This is a genomic window from Kocuria tytonicola, assembly GCF_003687175.1.
Lineage (GTDB): Bacteria > Actinomycetota > Actinomycetes > Actinomycetales > Micrococcaceae > Kocuria > Kocuria tytonicola.
In genome coordinates this window covers 1,044,856-1,059,958 of sequence record NZ_RDEX01000001.1, presented here as the reverse complement: position 1 = coordinate 1,059,958, position 15,103 = coordinate 1,044,856, and the positions used below count along the sequence as shown (strand labels likewise).

The 15,103-nt window shown below is 68.4% G+C and carries 18 protein-coding genes and 1 riboswitch; of the genes, 7 read left to right on the top strand and 11 right to left on the bottom strand.

Going from position 1 to position 15,103, the window contains the following annotated elements; translation table 11 throughout:
• The first annotated feature begins 75 nt into the window (after positions 1–75).
• The 6 genes from EAE32_RS04825 to EAE32_RS04800 all read left to right on the top strand — a co-directional run bounded on the left by EAE32_RS04825 (position 76) and on the right by EAE32_RS04800 (position 4,499).
• A complete protein-coding gene (locus EAE32_RS04825) occupies positions 76–687 on the top strand; it encodes a DUF2087 domain-containing protein (RefSeq protein WP_121846765.1) in 612 nt (203 codons plus the stop codon).
• Positions 684–1,886: an MFS transporter gene (locus EAE32_RS04820; protein WP_165860444.1), complete on the top strand. Its 1,203-nt coding sequence runs from the start codon at positions 684–686 to the stop codon at positions 1,884–1,886. The genes EAE32_RS04825 and EAE32_RS04820 overlap by 4 nt, the downstream gene beginning before the upstream one ends.
• A 70-nt stretch (positions 1,887–1,956) precedes the next feature.
• Positions 1,957–2,709, top strand: a complete 753-nt coding sequence (locus tag EAE32_RS04815; RefSeq protein WP_121846543.1) for an amidohydrolase family protein — start codon at positions 1,957–1,959, stop codon at positions 2,707–2,709.
• Positions 2,710–2,875: 166 nt separating this feature from the next.
• Positions 2,876–3,781 carry an alpha/beta hydrolase family protein gene (locus EAE32_RS04810; RefSeq protein ID WP_121864791.1) on the top strand — a complete coding sequence of 302 codons (906 nt, stop codon included), beginning with the start codon at positions 2,876–2,878 and terminating at the stop codon, positions 3,779–3,781.
• A gap of 65 nt (positions 3,782–3,846) precedes the next feature.
• Complete coding sequence (locus EAE32_RS04805; protein WP_121846535.1) at positions 3,847–4,086, top strand: type II toxin-antitoxin system Phd/YefM family antitoxin; 240 nt, start codon at positions 3,847–3,849, stop codon at positions 4,084–4,086.
• Positions 4,083–4,499, top strand: a complete 417-nt coding sequence (locus tag EAE32_RS04800) for a type II toxin-antitoxin system VapC family toxin (protein ID WP_121864334.1) — start codon at positions 4,083–4,085, stop codon at positions 4,497–4,499. The genes EAE32_RS04805 and EAE32_RS04800 overlap by 4 nt, the downstream gene beginning before the upstream one ends.
• A 6-nt stretch (positions 4,500–4,505) precedes the next feature.
• On the opposite strand, the gene EAE32_RS04795 is transcribed toward EAE32_RS04800, so the two are convergent.
• From EAE32_RS04795 to thiC, 4 genes are all read right to left on the bottom strand, one after another.
• Positions 4,506–5,054: a GNAT family N-acetyltransferase gene (locus EAE32_RS04795; RefSeq protein WP_121864333.1), complete on the bottom strand. Its 549-nt coding sequence runs from the start codon at positions 5,052–5,054 to the stop codon at positions 4,506–4,508.
• A gap of 109 nt (positions 5,055–5,163) precedes the next feature.
• Positions 5,164–6,765, bottom strand: a complete 1,602-nt coding sequence (locus EAE32_RS04790; RefSeq protein ID WP_121864332.1) for an L-lactate permease — start codon at positions 6,763–6,765, stop codon at positions 5,164–5,166.
• A 36-nt stretch (positions 6,766–6,801) separates the two neighbouring features.
• Positions 6,802–7,749 carry an L-lactate dehydrogenase gene (locus tag EAE32_RS04785; protein ID WP_121864331.1) on the bottom strand — a complete coding sequence of 316 codons (948 nt, stop codon included), beginning with the start codon at positions 7,747–7,749 and terminating at the stop codon, positions 6,802–6,804.
• Between the two features lie 214 nt (positions 7,750–7,963).
• Positions 7,964–9,820: a phosphomethylpyrimidine synthase ThiC gene (gene thiC, locus EAE32_RS04780; RefSeq protein ID WP_121864330.1), complete on the bottom strand. Its 1,857-nt coding sequence runs from the start codon at positions 9,818–9,820 to the stop codon at positions 7,964–7,966.
• Positions 9,817–9,928, bottom strand: a riboswitch (TPP riboswitch). Its footprint overlaps the gene before it by 4 nt.
• 113 nt (positions 9,929–10,041) lie before the next feature.
• Between thiC and EAE32_RS04775 the strand changes: the two genes are divergently transcribed.
• The gene (locus EAE32_RS04775; RefSeq protein WP_243635573.1) at positions 10,042–10,590 is read left to right on the top strand and encodes a GNAT family N-acetyltransferase; all 549 of its coding nucleotides are present in this window, start codon (positions 10,042–10,044) and stop codon (positions 10,588–10,590) included.
• 520 nt (positions 10,591–11,110) lie between these two features.
• Here the strand turns inward: EAE32_RS04775 and EAE32_RS11685 are convergent.
• The 7 genes from EAE32_RS11685 to EAE32_RS04745 all read right to left on the bottom strand — a co-directional run bounded on the left by EAE32_RS11685 (position 11,111) and on the right by EAE32_RS04745 (position 15,085).
• Entirely contained in the window at positions 11,111–11,347 is a 237-nt protein-coding gene (locus EAE32_RS11685; protein WP_124035159.1) for a hypothetical protein, read from the bottom strand.
• Between the two features lie 80 nt (positions 11,348–11,427).
• Entirely contained in the window at positions 11,428–11,904 is a 477-nt protein-coding gene (locus tag EAE32_RS04770; protein ID WP_121864328.1) for a GNAT family N-acetyltransferase, read from the bottom strand.
• A 26-nt stretch (positions 11,905–11,930) separates the two neighbouring features.
• Complete coding sequence (locus EAE32_RS04765; protein ID WP_121864327.1) at positions 11,931–12,674, bottom strand: class I SAM-dependent methyltransferase; 744 nt, start codon at positions 12,672–12,674, stop codon at positions 11,931–11,933.
• Complete coding sequence (locus tag EAE32_RS04760; protein WP_121864326.1) at positions 12,671–13,009, bottom strand: HepT-like ribonuclease domain-containing protein; 339 nt, start codon at positions 13,007–13,009, stop codon at positions 12,671–12,673. The genes EAE32_RS04765 and EAE32_RS04760 overlap by 4 nt, the downstream gene beginning before the upstream one ends.
• Positions 12,993–13,301 carry a nucleotidyltransferase family protein gene (locus EAE32_RS04755; RefSeq protein WP_121864325.1) on the bottom strand — a complete coding sequence of 103 codons (309 nt, stop codon included), beginning with the start codon at positions 13,299–13,301 and terminating at the stop codon, positions 12,993–12,995. The genes EAE32_RS04760 and EAE32_RS04755 overlap by 17 nt, the downstream gene beginning before the upstream one ends.
• A gap of 87 nt (positions 13,302–13,388) precedes the next feature.
• Complete coding sequence (locus EAE32_RS04750) at positions 13,389–13,709, bottom strand: HigA family addiction module antitoxin (RefSeq protein WP_121864324.1); 321 nt, start codon at positions 13,707–13,709, stop codon at positions 13,389–13,391.
• Between the two features lie 107 nt (positions 13,710–13,816).
• The gene (locus tag EAE32_RS04745; RefSeq protein WP_121864323.1) at positions 13,817–15,085 is read right to left on the bottom strand and encodes an ATP-binding protein; all 1,269 of its coding nucleotides are present in this window, start codon (positions 15,083–15,085) and stop codon (positions 13,817–13,819) included.
• Between the last annotated feature and the right edge of the window lie 18 nt (positions 15,086–15,103).

Genomic DNA, 15,103 nt, shown 5'->3' with positions numbered 1-15,103 from the left:
GGGTCGCACTGTGCTGAAGAACCTCGTCCGGCCGGGCGAGCACGCTGGGGATGCTCTGCACGGCTGAGGTACGAGATGACTCACCACAGCGACTTCAAGGACCTGGTGCGCGCCCGCATGAGCGCGACCGGCCAGAACTACACCTCCGCCCGTGCGGACCTTCTGCGGGAGAGGCACCCTCCGGAGGACGACGCCGCCGCGTCCGGTTCCCGGGCCACGGTCCCCAGCACCGCGGCGTCGGCCCCGGACGCCCGGCCCGGTACCCCACCCGTTCCTGCCGAGCAGGCCGCCGCCACCGCACCGCCCTCCCCCGCCGGTGTGGATGCCGCTGCCTGGCAGCGGGCCCACGCCGAGTACCGGAGGGTGCTCGCCCGGTTCGTCCGTGACGGGCGCCTGGTGGACACCCCTGCTCGTCGGCGCCCCCGCGTGTTCGTGCTGCTGCACCTGATCTCTCTGATCCCCGCGGGACGCACCTACTCGGAGCCTGAGGTCAACCGGATCCTGCTGACCGTGGTCGAGGACCAGGCGTTCTGGCGGCGCGAGCTCGTGGAGTACGGCTACCTGCAGCGCGCGTCCGGCGTCTACTGGCTGCCGGAGGAGCTGCCCGGGCGCTCGGCGTCCGAGAGTCAGGAGACCCCCGCGTGGGAGACCCTCTGGCTGCCCCTGCACCTCAGCGACCGCTCGTGACCCCGCCGCGGACGCCCCGGGACGTGTCCCTCGCCGTCCTGCTGGTGGGGCTGCTCGTCTCCGCGTGCGGTGACGACGTCGCCGCGATCGCCTTCTCCCTGCGCGCCGCGGAGTCCGGCGCCCCGCACCTGCTCGCCGCGATCCTGCTGGCCCAGACCGTGCCCGCCGTCGGGCTGGGCCTGTTCGGCGGGGTGCTCGTGGACCGGGCGCTGCGCTGGTGGTGGTGGCCTTCCTCCCTGGGCGTGCAGGCCACGCTCTTCCTGGTCATGGCGGTGACACGCCAGGACGCCGTGATCGTGGTGTGCGTGGCCGCCGTGAGCGCCGTCTCCGCGCTGACCGCGCCCGTGGCGAACAAGCTCATCGCGGTGCGCAGCCGTGACCATCGCCGGGTCAGCGGGCACCTGGCCACGGTCAACGGGCTCTCGCAGGCGTGCGGTGCGGCGCTCGGCGGGATCGCGTTCGGAGTGGGTGGAATCGCCCCGCTGCTGTGCGTCAACGCCGCCACGTTCGCCCTGCTGGCCGTGATCGCGGTGTGCGTCACCGGCCGCGCTCCCCTGCCGGTGGACGCATCACCCGGCGGCGGCGCGCTGCTCGGCCTGCGCCGCCTGCTGCACCCGGCGGCCTTCGGGGCGGCCGGGGTGGCCCTGCTGACGTGCACGGTCTTCGCCACGTCCGTCGAGGGCGTCTCGGGGGTCTTCGTGCTCACCCACCACGCCGGGTGGGACCCCGCGTGGGTCGGCGCGGCGTGGGGCCTGTGGGGGCTCGGCGTGGTCCTGGGTGGCCAGGCCGCCGGCCGGGTGCCGCGGTGGTCGGCGCCCGTGGTGCTCGTGACGGGCGCCGGCGGCATGGGCGCGGTCTTCCTCGTCCTGGCCCTGGGGCTGCCCGGGTTCGGGCTCGGTGCGCCCCTCTTCCTGCTGGGCGGTGCCGCGAACGGGGTGTTCAACGCGGCCGCCTCGCGCACGCTCCTCACGGGGGTGTCCACGCAGGAGCAGGGCAGGGCCTGGGCGGCCTACCGCTGGATCGTCACCTGCTGCCTGGTGGGCGGGTTCCTCACGGGCGGGGCGCTCGGCGAGCACGACGCCGTGGCGGCCCTCCTCCTCGCGGGCGGCCTGGCCGTGTCGGGAGCACTCGTGCGCGGCGTCGCACTCGTGGGGACGCGACCCACGGATGCCGCCGCCCCGCGATCCGTGGTCGACTAGCACCCGAGCCCCCGCCCCGTTCCACCCGTTCTGACCCGCGCAGCATCGCACCGCTTCGAAGGAGACCCGCATGGTCCAGCGCCTGTTCGACACCCACCTGCACATCGTCGACCCCGCCCACCCCCTCGTAGAGAACAACGGGTTCCTGCCGGAGCCGTTCACGGTGGCGGACTACCGCGATCGCACCGCAGGGCTGAACATCGAGGGCGGGGCCGTGGTCTCCGGGTCTTTCCAGGCCTTCGACCAGGGCTATCTCGTGGATGCCCTGGCGGCCCTCGGGCCGGGCTTCGTGGGTGTCACACAGATCCCCGTGGACACGAGCGACCGGGAGATCGAGCGGCTGCACGGGGTAGGTGTGCGCGCGGTGCGATTCAACGTGGCTCGCGGCGGCTCGGCGGATCTCGACGACCTCGACCGCCTGGCGCGGCGCGTCCACCACCTGGTGGGCTGGCACGCGGAGCTCTACATCGACGCCCGCGCCATCGACGACGCCCTCCTCCCCCGCATCGCGGCGCTGCCCGCGGTGAGCATCGACCACCTCGGGATGCACGAGGACGGCCTCCCGGCGCTGCTGCGCCTCGTGGAGCGCGGTGTCAAGGTCAAGGCCACCGGGTTCGGACGGGTGGAGCTGGACCCGGCGGCCACCATCCGGGCCGTCGTGGCCACGGACCCGACCGCGCTCATGGTCGGCACGGACCTGCCCTCCACGCGGGCCCGACGCCCCTTCCGCCCCGAGGACCTGGACCTCATCCGTGAGGTGCTCACCCCGGAGCAGGTGGCGGACGTCTTCTGGAACAACGCCGCGGCCTTCTACCTGGACTGACGCCCACCACCCCCGTTCGCGGCCACTGGCTGCCGCATCCACGACGACGCTCGTCCAACCTTTCCCGGCGCGGCTCAGCTCCCCTGCGGGGGCGCCCGCGCGGCACCGGTTCCCGGGTCCCCCCCGATGCCTCCTGCCTATCTACTCGCCGGTTACAGTGGCGTCCATGGACACCGTGACCGGCGCCACTGCCGACTTCTCCCGCTCGGACCTCCACCTGCCCGTGGCCGGTGACGTGATTCGCGGGACCGTGTGGACACCGGCCACCGAGCCCACGGGAGTGGTGGTGCTGCACCCGGCGACCGCCACCCCCGAGCGGTTCTACTCGAGCATTGCCGAATACCTCACCTCGCGGGGGCTGGCCGCGGTCACGTACGACTACCGGGGTACAGGACGCTCCGGAGATCCGCGCCGACACGAGCACCTGCGGATGCGGGACTGGATGGCCACGGACGTCCCCGCCGTCGCGCAGTGGACTCACTCGCACTTCCCCGGGCTGCCGATGACCGCGGTGGGCCACAGCATTGGTGGGCACGCCCTCGTGCTCGGGCACGGCACGGAGCACCTGGACCGCTTCGCGGTGGTGTCCTCCCACGTGGCGGACACCCGCACCCTGACCCCGCCGATGGAGCGGCTGCGCGTGGCCCTGATGCTGCATGCGGTAGGCCCCACCCTGAGCCGAGCGCTGGGGTACATGCCCGGCAGACGGCTGGGCATCGGCGAGGACATGCCCACCGCGGCCATGGCCGAGTGGGGAAACTGGGCCCGGCACCGCAACTACTTCTTCGACGACCCCTCGATGGACGCCGCTGCCCGTGCCGCCGCCGTCACGCAGGACGTCCTGGCTCTGGGTGCTTCGGACGACCCCTGGGCCAGCCCCGCGCAGATGCGCGCGCTGACCTCCCACCTGACCGCCGCCCGCGTGGAGCACAGGACGTTCACGCCCGAGCAGCTGGGGGCCCAGCGGGTGGGTCACCACGGCCTGCTCCGCCGCAATGTGGGCACCACCGTGTGGCCGGACCTGGTGGACTGGCTGACCGGCGCGGAGGGCTGCGAGAACCGCGGGCCGTGACGATCCTCTTGCCCTCCCTCCTCCGGTCACCTAGCCTTGCAGGTACGTACCTACGGGAGATTCACATGACATCCATCACGGCCCGTGAGTTCAACCGCGACGTCAGTGCAGCCAAACGGGCGGCCAATGAGCATCCCGTCCTCATCACGGACCGCGGCGAACCGGCCTACGTGCTGCTGTCGATCCACGAGTTCCGGCGCCTCACCACTTCGGGTGAGTCCCTGGTGGACCGCCTGAGCATGGAGGAGGACATCGAGGTGGACTTCGAGCCCGCCCGCATCTCTCCCCGGGTCCCGGAACTGTGACCTACCTGCTCGACACCAATGTCATCAGCGAGCTGAGGAAGTCAGCGGCACGCGCAGACCCCGCTGTCCGTGCGTGGATCGCAGCCCGGTCCCCCGTGGACATGCACCTGAGCGCACTCACCGTTCTGGAGGTGGAGATCGGGATCGGCAGGCTACGGCGCAAGGATGCCACGCAGGCGGATCGGCTCACCGGATGGTTGGAGAACGATCTGCTTCCCGTGTTCTCAGGCCGCATCCTTCCCGTGGACCTGGCGGTCGCCAGGCACGCGGCTCACTTCCACGTTCCTGATCCCCGGCCCGAGAGGGACGCGCTGATCGCCGCCACGGCCGCCGTCCACGGGATGACGGTCGTGACGCGCAACGTCAAGGACTTCGAGCCCCTCGGTGTTCCCCTCGTGGATCCCTGGGGCTGACTCGATTCAGGGAATCCGGGGAAGGCGAGCACGCTCGGGCCACGGATCCGTACGCAGACGACCGTAGGTGTCCACGTCGATCCGCTCGCCCCGGATCAGGAACTTTCCGCGCTCGGTCCCCTCCTTCACGAACCCCGCGGCCCGGGCCACCGCTCCCGAGGCAGGATTGTTGACGCGGTGACCCAGCTCCAGACGCTCCAGACCACCCTCCGTGAGCGCCCAGTCCGCGACGGTCACGGCCGCACGGGTGGTCCAGCCACGACCACGCGCCTCCGCGGTCATCCAGTACCAGAACCACCCGTTGCGGTTCGCGTGGTCCACGGTGATGCCCACGACGCCCACCAGACCACTGCGCCCGCACACCGCCCAGGCGACGCCGCTGCCAGGGTCGCTGACCCGCCGCACGTACTCCACCGCCTCCTCAGGGGTGGTCACGGCTCCCTGTCTCGCCATCTCGGGGTCGGAGCGGAACGCCCGCAGAACCTGCGGGGCGTCGGCGAGCTGGAGGCGCCGGACGCGCGGGAGCCGCGGTGCGGCGTCGTCGGCGTGGGGCATGCGAACCCTTCGAGGGGCGGGAGAGGTCTCTGGGAACAGTGTGACCCGCCGTGCCCGCCCCTGACCAGGGCGGACGCAGCGGGTCGGCTGAGGACCGTGCTGCTCGCGCTCAGAGCACCGCGGCGAGCACGAACGTCCACACGCACGTGACCGCGAGCATGCCCAGGCTGTAGAACAACGAGCCGCGCATGATCTCGGCCTCGCGGCCGTTGAGCCCCACGGCGCCGGCCGCGATGGCGATGGACTGCGGGGAGATCACCTTGGCGGTGGTGCCGCCCGCGGTGTTGGTGCCCACGAGCAGCGCGGGGCTGGCCCCGATGCCCTGGGCGGTGGCCACCTGCAGCGGCGCGAACAGGGTGTTGTTGTTGACCACCGAGCCGGTGAGGAACACCCCGATCCAGCCGATCACCGGGGCGATCAGCGGGAAGACCGGACCGGCGGCCGCGAGCGCGGTGCCCATGGCCGTGGAGCCGCCCGAGTAGTTGGCGATGTTCGCGAGCACCAGGATCACGGCGATCAGCACGATGGCCGGGCCCAGTGCCTTGACGGCGCCCGAGAGCTCCTCGAGCAGCTGCCTGGCGTGCAGCTGCGGGGTGGTGAAGAACGTGATGAGCACGGCGATCAGGATGGCGGTGCCGGTGGCCCCGAGGATCGAGAAGTTCCAGGTGGCGTTCACCACGGTCCCGGCGGCCGTGGTCACGTGGCCGGTGAGCCCGGGCATCGGGACCTTGAACGTGGTGAACCCCAGCGCGCCCTGGGTGAAGAGATGCTGCACCGCGGGCACGGACCAGAGCAGGATCACCATGGTGAGGATGTAGAACGGGCTCCAGGCCCGGACCACCTCACCCAGCGGGTGGCTCGCCTCGGCGGTCTCCGGCGCCTCGGGGGCGCGGGACACCCGGCGCGGGGTCCACACGTGGCACAGCACGAACAGTGACACCATGGCCAGCAGACCGGCCGCGAGGTCCGCGAGCTCGGGGCCCATGAACCACAGCAGAGCGCCCTGCACCACGCAGAACACCGTGGCGGAGACCAGCGCGGGGAGCCAGGTCTCGCGGAGCCCGCGCAGGCCGTCCACCATCCAGACCAGCAGGAACGGCACCAGGAACGTGAGCGGCTGGAGCAGCACCACGAGCGCCCGGGAGAGGTCCTGGACGTCCATGTTCGTGACCTGTGCACCCACGAGCACAGGCACGCCGATGGCGCCGTACGCACCCGCGGCCACGTTCGCCACGAGGCACAGCACGGCGGCGCGCAGGGGCGGGAACCCCAGCTGCACGAGCAGTGCCGCGCAGATGGCAATGGGCACGCCGAAGCCGGCCACGCCCTCGAGGAACGCGCCGAACGCGAACCCGATCAGCAGCACCTGCACCCGCTGGTCCGCGGAGACGTTCGCAATGGAGGAGCGGATCACGTCGAAGCGCCCCGACCGCACGCTCAGCCGGTACAGCCACACCGCCATCACGATGATGTACGCAATGGGCCACAACGCCGTGAGCAGGCCCAGCAGTCCCGCCCCGGCCACCGCGGAGGCCGGCATGTGGAACACCAGCAGCGCCACGAGCACCTGCACCACCAGCGCGATCACGCCGGACTTCAGGCCCGTGAGCTTGAAGAGCATCATGCACGCGAGGAACACGACGATGGGCACGGCGGCCACGAGCGCGGTCAGGGGCAGGCTGCCCAGGGTGTCGAGGGTTTGGGTCCACATGGCGCTGTTCTTTCGGGACGTGGGGCGGGGCTGGGCTCAGGACAGGCTGTCGACGACGCCGCGCAGCGTGTTCGCGGACGCCTTCAGCCGGTCGAGCTCGTCCTCAGCGAAGGGGGTCTCGCGGATGGGCACGGCACCTGCCGCGCTGACCACGCTGGGCACGGACATGGCGATGCCGTCGATGCCGTGGAAGTCCGAGAGCACCGGGGCCACGTTCAGCACGGCGTGCTGGTCACCGGTGATGGCCTCCACGATGCGCGCGCTGGACAGGCCGATGGCGTCGTTGGTGGCACCCTTGCCCTCGATCACCTTGTAGGCCGCGCCCCGCACCTCGGAGAGGATCTGGTCCAGGTCCTCACGGGTGAACACCCGCTCGCCGTCCCGGGTCCACTCCAGGATGGGCACGGTGCCGATGGTCGCGGTGGACCACAGCGCGAACTCGGAGTCGCCGTGCTCGCCCACGATGTGCGCGTGCACGCTGGAGGTGGCCACGCCCGCCTTCTGGGCAATGAGCCAGCGCAGCCGGGAAGTGTCCAGCACGGTGCCGGAGGCGAAGATCCGCTCCGCGGGCAGCCCGGTCTCCTGCTGGGACAGCGTGGTGAGCGGGTCGCACGGGTTGGTGACCACCACGAACACGGCGTTCGGGGAGGCCTCCAGCAACGGCGGCACCAGCTGGGACATGATCTTCGCGTTGGTCCCGGCCAGGTCCAGGCGGGTCTGCCCGGGCTTCTGCTTGGCGCCCGCGGTGATGACCACCACGTCCGAGTTCTCGGTCAGCGCGATGTCCGAGCCGCCACCCACGATGTCCGTGTGCGCGGCGAACTGCGAGCCGTGGGCGAGGTCCAGGGCCTCCGCCTCGGCCTTCGCGGACGCGATGTCGTAGAGGGCGATGTGGCGCACGGACCCCCGAATCAGCGAGGCATAGGCCACGCTCGATCCCACGGCTCCGGCTCCGACGACGGTGAGTTTCGAGTCCTTGATCATGGTGTCAACGCTAGTCCTCGCGAGGCCGTACGGATACGGATGACACCCAGCGGTTCGGAGCTTCGTCCGCCGGCCACACGTTGTTTTCCTCACAGCCACGAGAGGCGCGGACCACACCCGGGTCAGTCGTCGCAGCGGGCCCGGGGCACCGGAGGGCGCCGCCCGGCCGGAAGCCGGCCGGGCGGCGTCGTGGTCCCTGGCCAGAGGTCCCGGATCAGGAGGTGGCGCCGTCCGGTTTCCGCAGCGTGGGCCTGGGGAGGTAGACCTGGCCGCCGGCCGCGAGGAACTCCTGGCTCTTGCGCTGCATGCCCGCGATCGCGGCCTGGTTCTCCGCGCTGCCGTAGGTGTCCCGGATGTCCTGGGAGATGCGCATGGAGCAGAACTTGGGCCCGCACATCGAGCAGAAGTGCGCGGTCTTGGCGGGCTCGGCGGGCAGGGTCTCGTCGTGGTACTCCTGCGCGGTGACCGGGTCCAGGCCCAGGCCGAACTGGTCCCGCCAGCGGAACTCGAAGCGCGCCTTCGAGAGGGCGTCGTCGCGCTCGGTGGCGCCCGGGTGGCCCTTGGCGATGTCCGCGGCGTGCGCGGCGATCTTGTAGGTGATCACGCCGGTCTTGACGTCGTCCCGGTTGGGCAGGCCCAGGTGCTCCTTGGGGGTGACGTAGCAGAGCATCGCGGTGCCGTAGCGGGCGATCTCGGTGGCGCCGATCGCGGAGGTGATGTGGTCGTAGCCAGGGGCGATGTCCGTGGCGAGCGGGCCCAGCGTGTAGAACGGGGCGCCGTCGCACAGCTCCTGCTGGCGTTCCACGTTCTCGCGGATCTTGTGCAGCGGGATGTGGCCGGGGCCCTCCACCATCACCTGGACGTCGTGCTCCCACGCCCGCTTCGTGAGTTCCGCGAGGGTGTCGAGCTCGGCGAACTGCGCGGCGTCGTTGGCGTCAGCGATGGAGCCGGGGCGCAGGCCGTCGCCCAGGGAGAAGGCGACGTCGTAGCGCGCGAAGATCTCGCACAGCTCGTCGAAGTGCGTGTACAGGAAGTTCTCGCGGTGGTGCGCCAGGCACCAGCCGGCCATGATCGACCCGCCGCGCGAGACGATCCCGGTCACGCGCTCGGCGGTGAGCGGCACGTAGCGCAGCAGGACGCCCGCGTGGACCGTCATGTAGTCCACGCCCTGCTCGCATTGCTCGATCACGGTGTCCCGGTAGATCTCCCACGTGAGCGCGTTGGCGTCCCCGTCCACCTTCTCCAGCGCCTGGTAGATGGGCACCGTGCCGATGGGGATGGGCGAGTTGCGCAGGATCCACTCGCGCGTGGTGTGGATGTCGTTGCCCGTGGAGAGGTCCATGAGCGTGTCCGCTCCCCATTTGGCAGCCCACTCCAGCTTGGCCACCTCCTCGCTGATGGAGCTGGTCACCGCCGAGTTGCCGATGTTCGCGTTCACCTTCACCAGGAACTTCCGCCCGATGACCATGGGCTCGGATTCCGGGTGGTTCACGTTCAGGGGGATCACGGCCCGGCCGGCGGCCACCTCCTCCCGCACGAGCTCGACGTCGCACTGTTCTCGCAGCGCCACAAAGCGCATCTCGGGGGTGACGACGCCGCGGCGCGCGTATTGTATCTGGGTCACGCACCTGCCGGGCCGGGCCCGCCGGGGTTCCGGCTTGCTTCCCCGCCATTGCTGCTGCGGGGCGCCACGACGGACGGCGCCGCGGCCATCGTCCTCCAGTTTCCGACCGCGGGCCTCGTAGACCTCGGTGTCCCCGCGGGCCTCGATCCACTCGGCACGCCAGGGCTCCAGGCCCTCCTCCGGTACGCTGCCCGGGCCCATGGTGCGGTACACGCGCAGGGGCTCGTTGGGGGTGCCGTCCGGGGAGTCCAGCTGGTGGATCTCGGTGACGGGGACCTGGATGCAGTGCTCCGTGTCCTCCAGCCAGGCGAGGCGGTGGGAGTTGTGCTGCTCGGACTGGGTTGTGGCACTCGAAGTAGTGCCTTCTCCGTCCGTCGGAGTGGTGCCCGTAGGCGCGGTGGTGCTGTGAGTGGTGGTGCTGGTTGGTGTGGGGGCATGGGAAGACATGGCCGTTCCTCACTTCCTACGCCGGTATGACCCGGTTCAGGTTCGACGGTCTCGAGCAGCACTGGCCCGATCTCAGCCCCCGTGTCTGGGGCTCCCGTGTGGACGGTCACATGTCTAGCACACATTGCTCTTCAGGCGACTCCTGAACGGTTCCTGCGCCGCGTCCCCGAAGGTCTTGCGGGCAAGCCACCCATGGTTACAATCAAAAGCATGCGCCGTGCGTGAGTAGTTTCCTGCCCTGTCAATTGGACCAGAACGGATTACTCATGCCCTCGGATATTTTGCGCCTCTCTCTTCCCACAGTCACTCGCTCAACCCACCGATCGTCCCCGGTCTCCATCCGCTCCTTGGACGCGGCTTCTCGAACCTCCCTGGCGAAGCTCTACTTCGAGGGATACCCATTAGGGGTCGCCGCCGAGGACATGGCCTCGGCCCGTGAAGAAATTGAGGCGACTTTCCGGGGAGACTACGGCGCTTTAAGACCGGATGCTTGCGCCACGGCGTGGGTCAACAATCGGCCCGTTGGCGCGGTCATGGTGGTGGAACATTCCATCTGGGACGAGTGGTTGGATGGTCCGTTCATCATCGACCTGTTCGTTCATCCACGCTATCGGGGCTTGGGCGCGGGACGGGCCCTCGTACTGCATGCCATCGAAACATGCTCGGTCGCTGGCAATGCTGCGATCAGTCTGCGCTTCGGAGACGGCACGTCGCCCGCAGCGATGGGCCTCTACGAAAGCTTAGGGTTTACCGCCTACCCATCCGCATGACCGCAGCTACCTGGCTTCAAGAGGGGTGAGGGTCTTGGTATAAGCAGGGGCCTCATTCCGTGAGCGTGGCCACCCGCCTGGTTGTTTCCGAGCGGTCCATCCCGGTGACCTTGCCGAGGTGGCGCCGTGCTGAGTCACTGGAACCATGCCTGACAACGGCCCTGCACGGATGGTGATCCGCGAACACACCCCGTCCAAGGTTGCGGGGCACGTGGATGAACTCGTGAACCTGCAACGCGTGGCCTATCGCGTGGAGGCCGCCCTGATCGGCGACGACCGCATCCCGCAGCTCAGCGAGACAGCGGCGGAATTGACGGCGGCAAAACTCACGTGGCATGTGGTGGTGGAGGGAGGCGACGTGATCGCCGCTGTGGCCACGGGACGGTACAACGTTCCCGCGGCACCTCTACGAGCGCCTGGGGCTCCACCACCTCGAAGACCGCGAGGTCCTGAAGCGACTGTCGGTCAGTGTCTACAAAGAGTGACGGCCCACGTCATCCGAGAGCGAAAGGGGCCAGCCTCAGTTCTGCCGTCGGCCGAGGCCGTCGCGCTGGGCCAGTGGCGCTTGGGACAGTCCACCCGTCCCTAGCCGCTCACGAAGCCTGTAGGCGTGGGCGTCTGACAGCATCCGTTCCTTGTATCCTTCGACGCGCTCGCGATCCACTGAATGCTCCGCCACGAAGTCTTTGAGGGCTTTTGCCATGGGGGTCAACGTTCCTTTCAGCCTGCCCAGATGCATCTCGATCAGGTCGTCCACCCGCGGAGACGCTGACGCCCATTATTCTTCCAAGCAGCGCCCCCGGCACGTCCGCACGGATCTCTGGGTGACTCCCTGATTTACGTGGGGCCGAGTGGTTTCACCATGATCAGACAGGGAGTTCCCTCACCCCACAGGGCGGTTTCCTCCATGGGGAGAAACCCACACCTCTCATAGAATTTTCTCGTGCGCGCGTATCCAGGGTCCGGATGTGAGGGGCCAAGAGTCTTGACCTCCAGGAGCTTCACCCCGCGTGCTCTGGAATCGCCTTCGACAGCGGCCAGCATTGCGGAGCCCACTCCTTGACCGTGGACGCCCCGGTCCACCACAGTGAGATGGATTTCAGCGACGTGAGGAAAGTGACGGTTCACAAGCGTCACACCGACGACCTTGTTCAAACTGTCACGGACGGTCCACGTTTCCATGATACAGGCCGCATTAATGTACTCAGCATTGGATTCGGGCCGGCCAAACCACTCCGGAACTGTGCCCAGCAGCCGGGCCACGTCCTCGGTAACCTGGCCATCCCGTTCTGCGCGCCATTCACTTCTCGCCACGTTGACCTCCTGTCGACCATGGCGAATCAGTCACGGGACAGTCCCTCGCACCGGGTCGCGACGAACACCATGAGCGGCTGATCCGCACCGCCGGTGAATGGTGCCCTATTCCAGTCCCGGTACGTGGCCGTGACATCCAGGCCCGCCATCGCGAGGTCCTCGACAATCCGTTCATGGCTTCGGAACTGCAATCGTTGGACCTCGTTCGTCCCGCAACCGTCGTCGAACTCGTAGGTACTGTGCATGACCACCACGCCGTCCTCGCCGGGCGGATCGGTCCTCAACGACTCCCGCAGGATGCCGGCGGGCGTCTCCCGCCAGGACGCTTCCTGCTGCCACTTCTCCCACGCGCGAGCCTCGGGGTTGCGGCTTTCGAAGGCGAGAAGGCCTCCGGGACGGAGACCCCTGGCAATGTCGGACAGCGCGGTGTGCCACTGCGCTCCGAGAATGTGCATCGCCACGTTGCCGCTCATCACCACCATGTCGGCGTTGTTCGAGGTGATCTGCTCAGAGGTGCCCTGAATCCACCGCACCCGGTCACCGCCCTGCCGGGTACGCGCCTGCTCGAGCATGGCGGAGGATGGATCAATCCCCGTGACTTCCCGGCCGGGACCGCAAAGCGTCACCGTGAGCAGGCCGGTGCCGCAGCCCAGGTCCGTGATCCGGGTAGCACCGCTGTGCGTAGCCATATCCCGGAAGAAGTCGTGATCGGGCCCGTCGGGGTTGTCAAAGTCGTAGACCGCCACGAGACGGGGATCGTCATAGCTCATGACTCGAGAAGTTCAGCCAGCTGAACCGCGAGGGAGGCTAAGCGTGAGTCAACGACCGACCACACAATCGCATGGTCCACTACGGCATACTCGTGCGCGATGACATTGCGCATGCCGATGATTCGGCCAAGATCAGGCACTTCCGCAGCGGTCTCCGGATCCGTCCGCCGCAGTCGCTTCAACGCTTCCCCCAGAATCTCCAGCTGGCGTTCCACGGCCGACTGCACCAGCAGGTTGGCATGGAAATCATTCCCGTCGATACCGTCCACGAAGGAGAGAATCGCCAGACAAGCTTCGCGAGCATCCCAGAGGTGTGCCTTAGAGGTGGGCAACATAGACAGTCTCCGTGTGCGCCAGTGCCGACTCCCTGAAGTACGGGTTTCGGATGGCGCGCTTGACGACCAGGTCGACGTCGCGTTCAACAATCTGGCAGAGCTCATCCCGGAGAGCGCAGAAGTCCTCGAACGGATCTGCACGATCCGGGAGGAAGACGACCAGGAAATCGACATCACTGTCGGTAGCAAAATCACCTGAAACAGCTGATCCGAACAGCTCAAGCTCTGCGACACCATGACGCTCTGCGGCACGGCTGATCGCGTCCAGGTCGAGGCTCACGGTCTGACTCATGCGCCCAGTGTCCCATGGCATGGCGGACAGCGGTACAGGACGTCGTGCGCCTTGTTGAAGGAAGCTAGACCGTTGGTAGCTCGAAAGTCACACCACGGCGAGCGGCGTAATCGCCGCAATGCGCTCCCCCGCCCGGTCTTCCGCGCAGTCCAACTCGTAGAGGCTCTGCAGGTTGAGCCAGAACTCCGCCGAGGTCCCGAAATAGCGTGCCAATCGGGGGGCCGTGTCCGCGGTGATCCCCCGCTTGCCGTGTACGATCCCATTGATCCACCGAGGAGGCACCCCGATGGAGACGGCGAGCTTGTTCGGCGTGATACCTAATCCTTCAATGAAGTCCTCCATCAGAACTTCTCCCGGGTGGATCGGCTCGATCAGGTCCGCCTCGGCGGTAGTCGACGAGTTCGACATTGTCCGCACCTTCATTGACCCGCCCCATTCCGGGCACCACCTGTCCCATGGGCTGACCTCAATCTCTACCACGCGCTCAGCCTATTCGGCTCTGGCCGATCCCTACCTCAGGGGCCAAACAGGGCGAGAGGCACCACGGCGATGCCGTCCCTTCGCCGGTAGGCAGTTGGACCCGTCGTGATGATCAGACCATCCACGAAACGTGATCCCAGCTGGTCGCGCAGCCAGCGCAGGTGCTTGCCGTCGGAGTCGCTGACAGCCGCCGCCAGTTTCACCTCCACACCGACAACGCCACCGTCGGGCCCCACGACCACGAGGTCCACCTCGTGGTCGCCGTTGCGCGTCCGCAGGTGTGCGATGTCGGCCTCCGCCGCCTGCGCGGCGACACGGACGCACAATGTCACCAACGATTCGAAGAGCATCCCCAGCATGGAACCCGCCTGGGGACGAAGTGGCTCCCCTTTGCCGCCCAGCAGTGCATCAGCGCCCAGGCCGAGGAGGCGAGCTGCAAGAGCAGGATCGGCCAGGTGGTGCTTCGGAGCCTGCCCGAGGCGAGTCATCGGACTGCCGGTCGGGGTCCAGGCCGGCACAGGGTCGAGAAGCCACAACGAGGCGAGCACCTGGCGGTAGGACTCGGCGGTCGCCCGTGCCGGCTTGTCGCTGTGACCAGGGGTCGCCGCATCAAGAATCTGGGAGTAGCTCGCCGTCGTCGAAGTGGCGGAAGCATACGCTCGCAGCCAGGCCATCATGGCCTCCGGGCGACGGACCGCCAGGCCCTGCTCTGGCACGTCGCGCTCCACAGCATTGCGCAGGTAGGAATCGAGCTGAAAGCCCCGGGCGCGGGAGCTCAAGCCGCGCATCCCCGGAAAACCCGAGGCGACGATTTCCTCCACGTATTCGGGCAGCCCCATCGTCGACTCACCCTGGATGGCGTCACGTTCCGCCAGAACAGCAGCAAGGCTCACGGTCGGTGTAACCAGACCACGCTCCGCGAGCGTCATGGGACGCATGCGCAGGCGGCCGATCCGACCGGCTCCCGAGTGCTGCACGGTCCCGTCCTGCAGACTCGCGCTACCGGTCAGAAGGAACTGCCCGCCTGTGGCATCCTCATCCACGGCACGGCGAACGACGTCCCACACCTCCGGCACCTTCTGCCACTCATCGACGAGGAGCGGGCGAGGGCGGCGGAGGATGATCTGCGGATCCGCTACGACGGGCTCGCGAACGGCTTTGGAGTCCAGCTTCACCAGCCCAGCCGCCCGTTGTTCCGCCGTCGTGGTCTTGCCTACGGCCTTGGGGCCGTCCAGCGCGAGGGCCGCCACCTCGCCGAAGAGATCATCCAGCTCGAGGTCCACGATGCGACGGGTGTACGACATGGCTCAACTATACCATTA

What these genes read in the sequence shown, in the direction of transcription:
- EAE32_RS04825 (WP_121846765.1), top strand. Translation starts at nt 76, where the DNA reads ATGACTCACCACAGCGACTTCAAGGACCTGGTGCGCGCCCGCATGAGC.
- EAE32_RS04815 (WP_121846543.1), top strand. Translation starts at nt 1,957, where the DNA reads ATGGTCCAGCGCCTGTTCGACACCCACCTGCACATCGTCGACCCCGCC.
- EAE32_RS04810 (WP_121864791.1), top strand. Translation starts at nt 2,876, where the DNA reads ATGGACACCGTGACCGGCGCCACTGCCGACTTCTCCCGCTCGGACCTC.
- EAE32_RS04805 (WP_121846535.1), top strand. Translation starts at nt 3,847, where the DNA reads ATGACATCCATCACGGCCCGTGAGTTCAACCGCGACGTCAGTGCAGCC.
- EAE32_RS04795 (WP_121864333.1), bottom strand. Translation starts at nt 5,054, where the DNA reads ATGCCCCACGCCGACGACGCCGCACCGCGGCTCCCGCGCGTCCGGCGC.
- EAE32_RS04790 (WP_121864332.1), bottom strand. Translation starts at nt 6,765, where the DNA reads ATGTGGACCCAAACCCTCGACACCCTGGGCAGCCTGCCCCTGACCGCG.
- EAE32_RS04785 (WP_121864331.1), bottom strand. Translation starts at nt 7,749, where the DNA reads ATGATCAAGGACTCGAAACTCACCGTCGTCGGAGCCGGAGCCGTGGGA.
- thiC (WP_121864330.1), bottom strand. Translation starts at nt 9,820, where the DNA reads ATGTCTTCCCATGCCCCCACACCAACCAGCACCACCACTCACAGCACC.
- EAE32_RS04765 (WP_121864327.1), bottom strand. Translation starts at nt 12,674, where the DNA reads ATGAGCTATGACGATCCCCGTCTCGTGGCGGTCTACGACTTTGACAAC.
- EAE32_RS04760 (WP_121864326.1), bottom strand. Translation starts at nt 13,009, where the DNA reads ATGTTGCCCACCTCTAAGGCACACCTCTGGGATGCTCGCGAAGCTTGT.
- EAE32_RS04755 (WP_121864325.1), bottom strand. Translation starts at nt 13,301, where the DNA reads ATGAGTCAGACCGTGAGCCTCGACCTGGACGCGATCAGCCGTGCCGCA.
- EAE32_RS04750 (WP_121864324.1), bottom strand. Translation starts at nt 13,709, where the DNA reads ATGTCGAACTCGTCGACTACCGCCGAGGCGGACCTGATCGAGCCGATC.
- EAE32_RS04745 (WP_121864323.1), bottom strand. Translation starts at nt 15,085, where the DNA reads ATGTCGTACACCCGTCGCATCGTGGACCTCGAGCTGGATGATCTCTTC.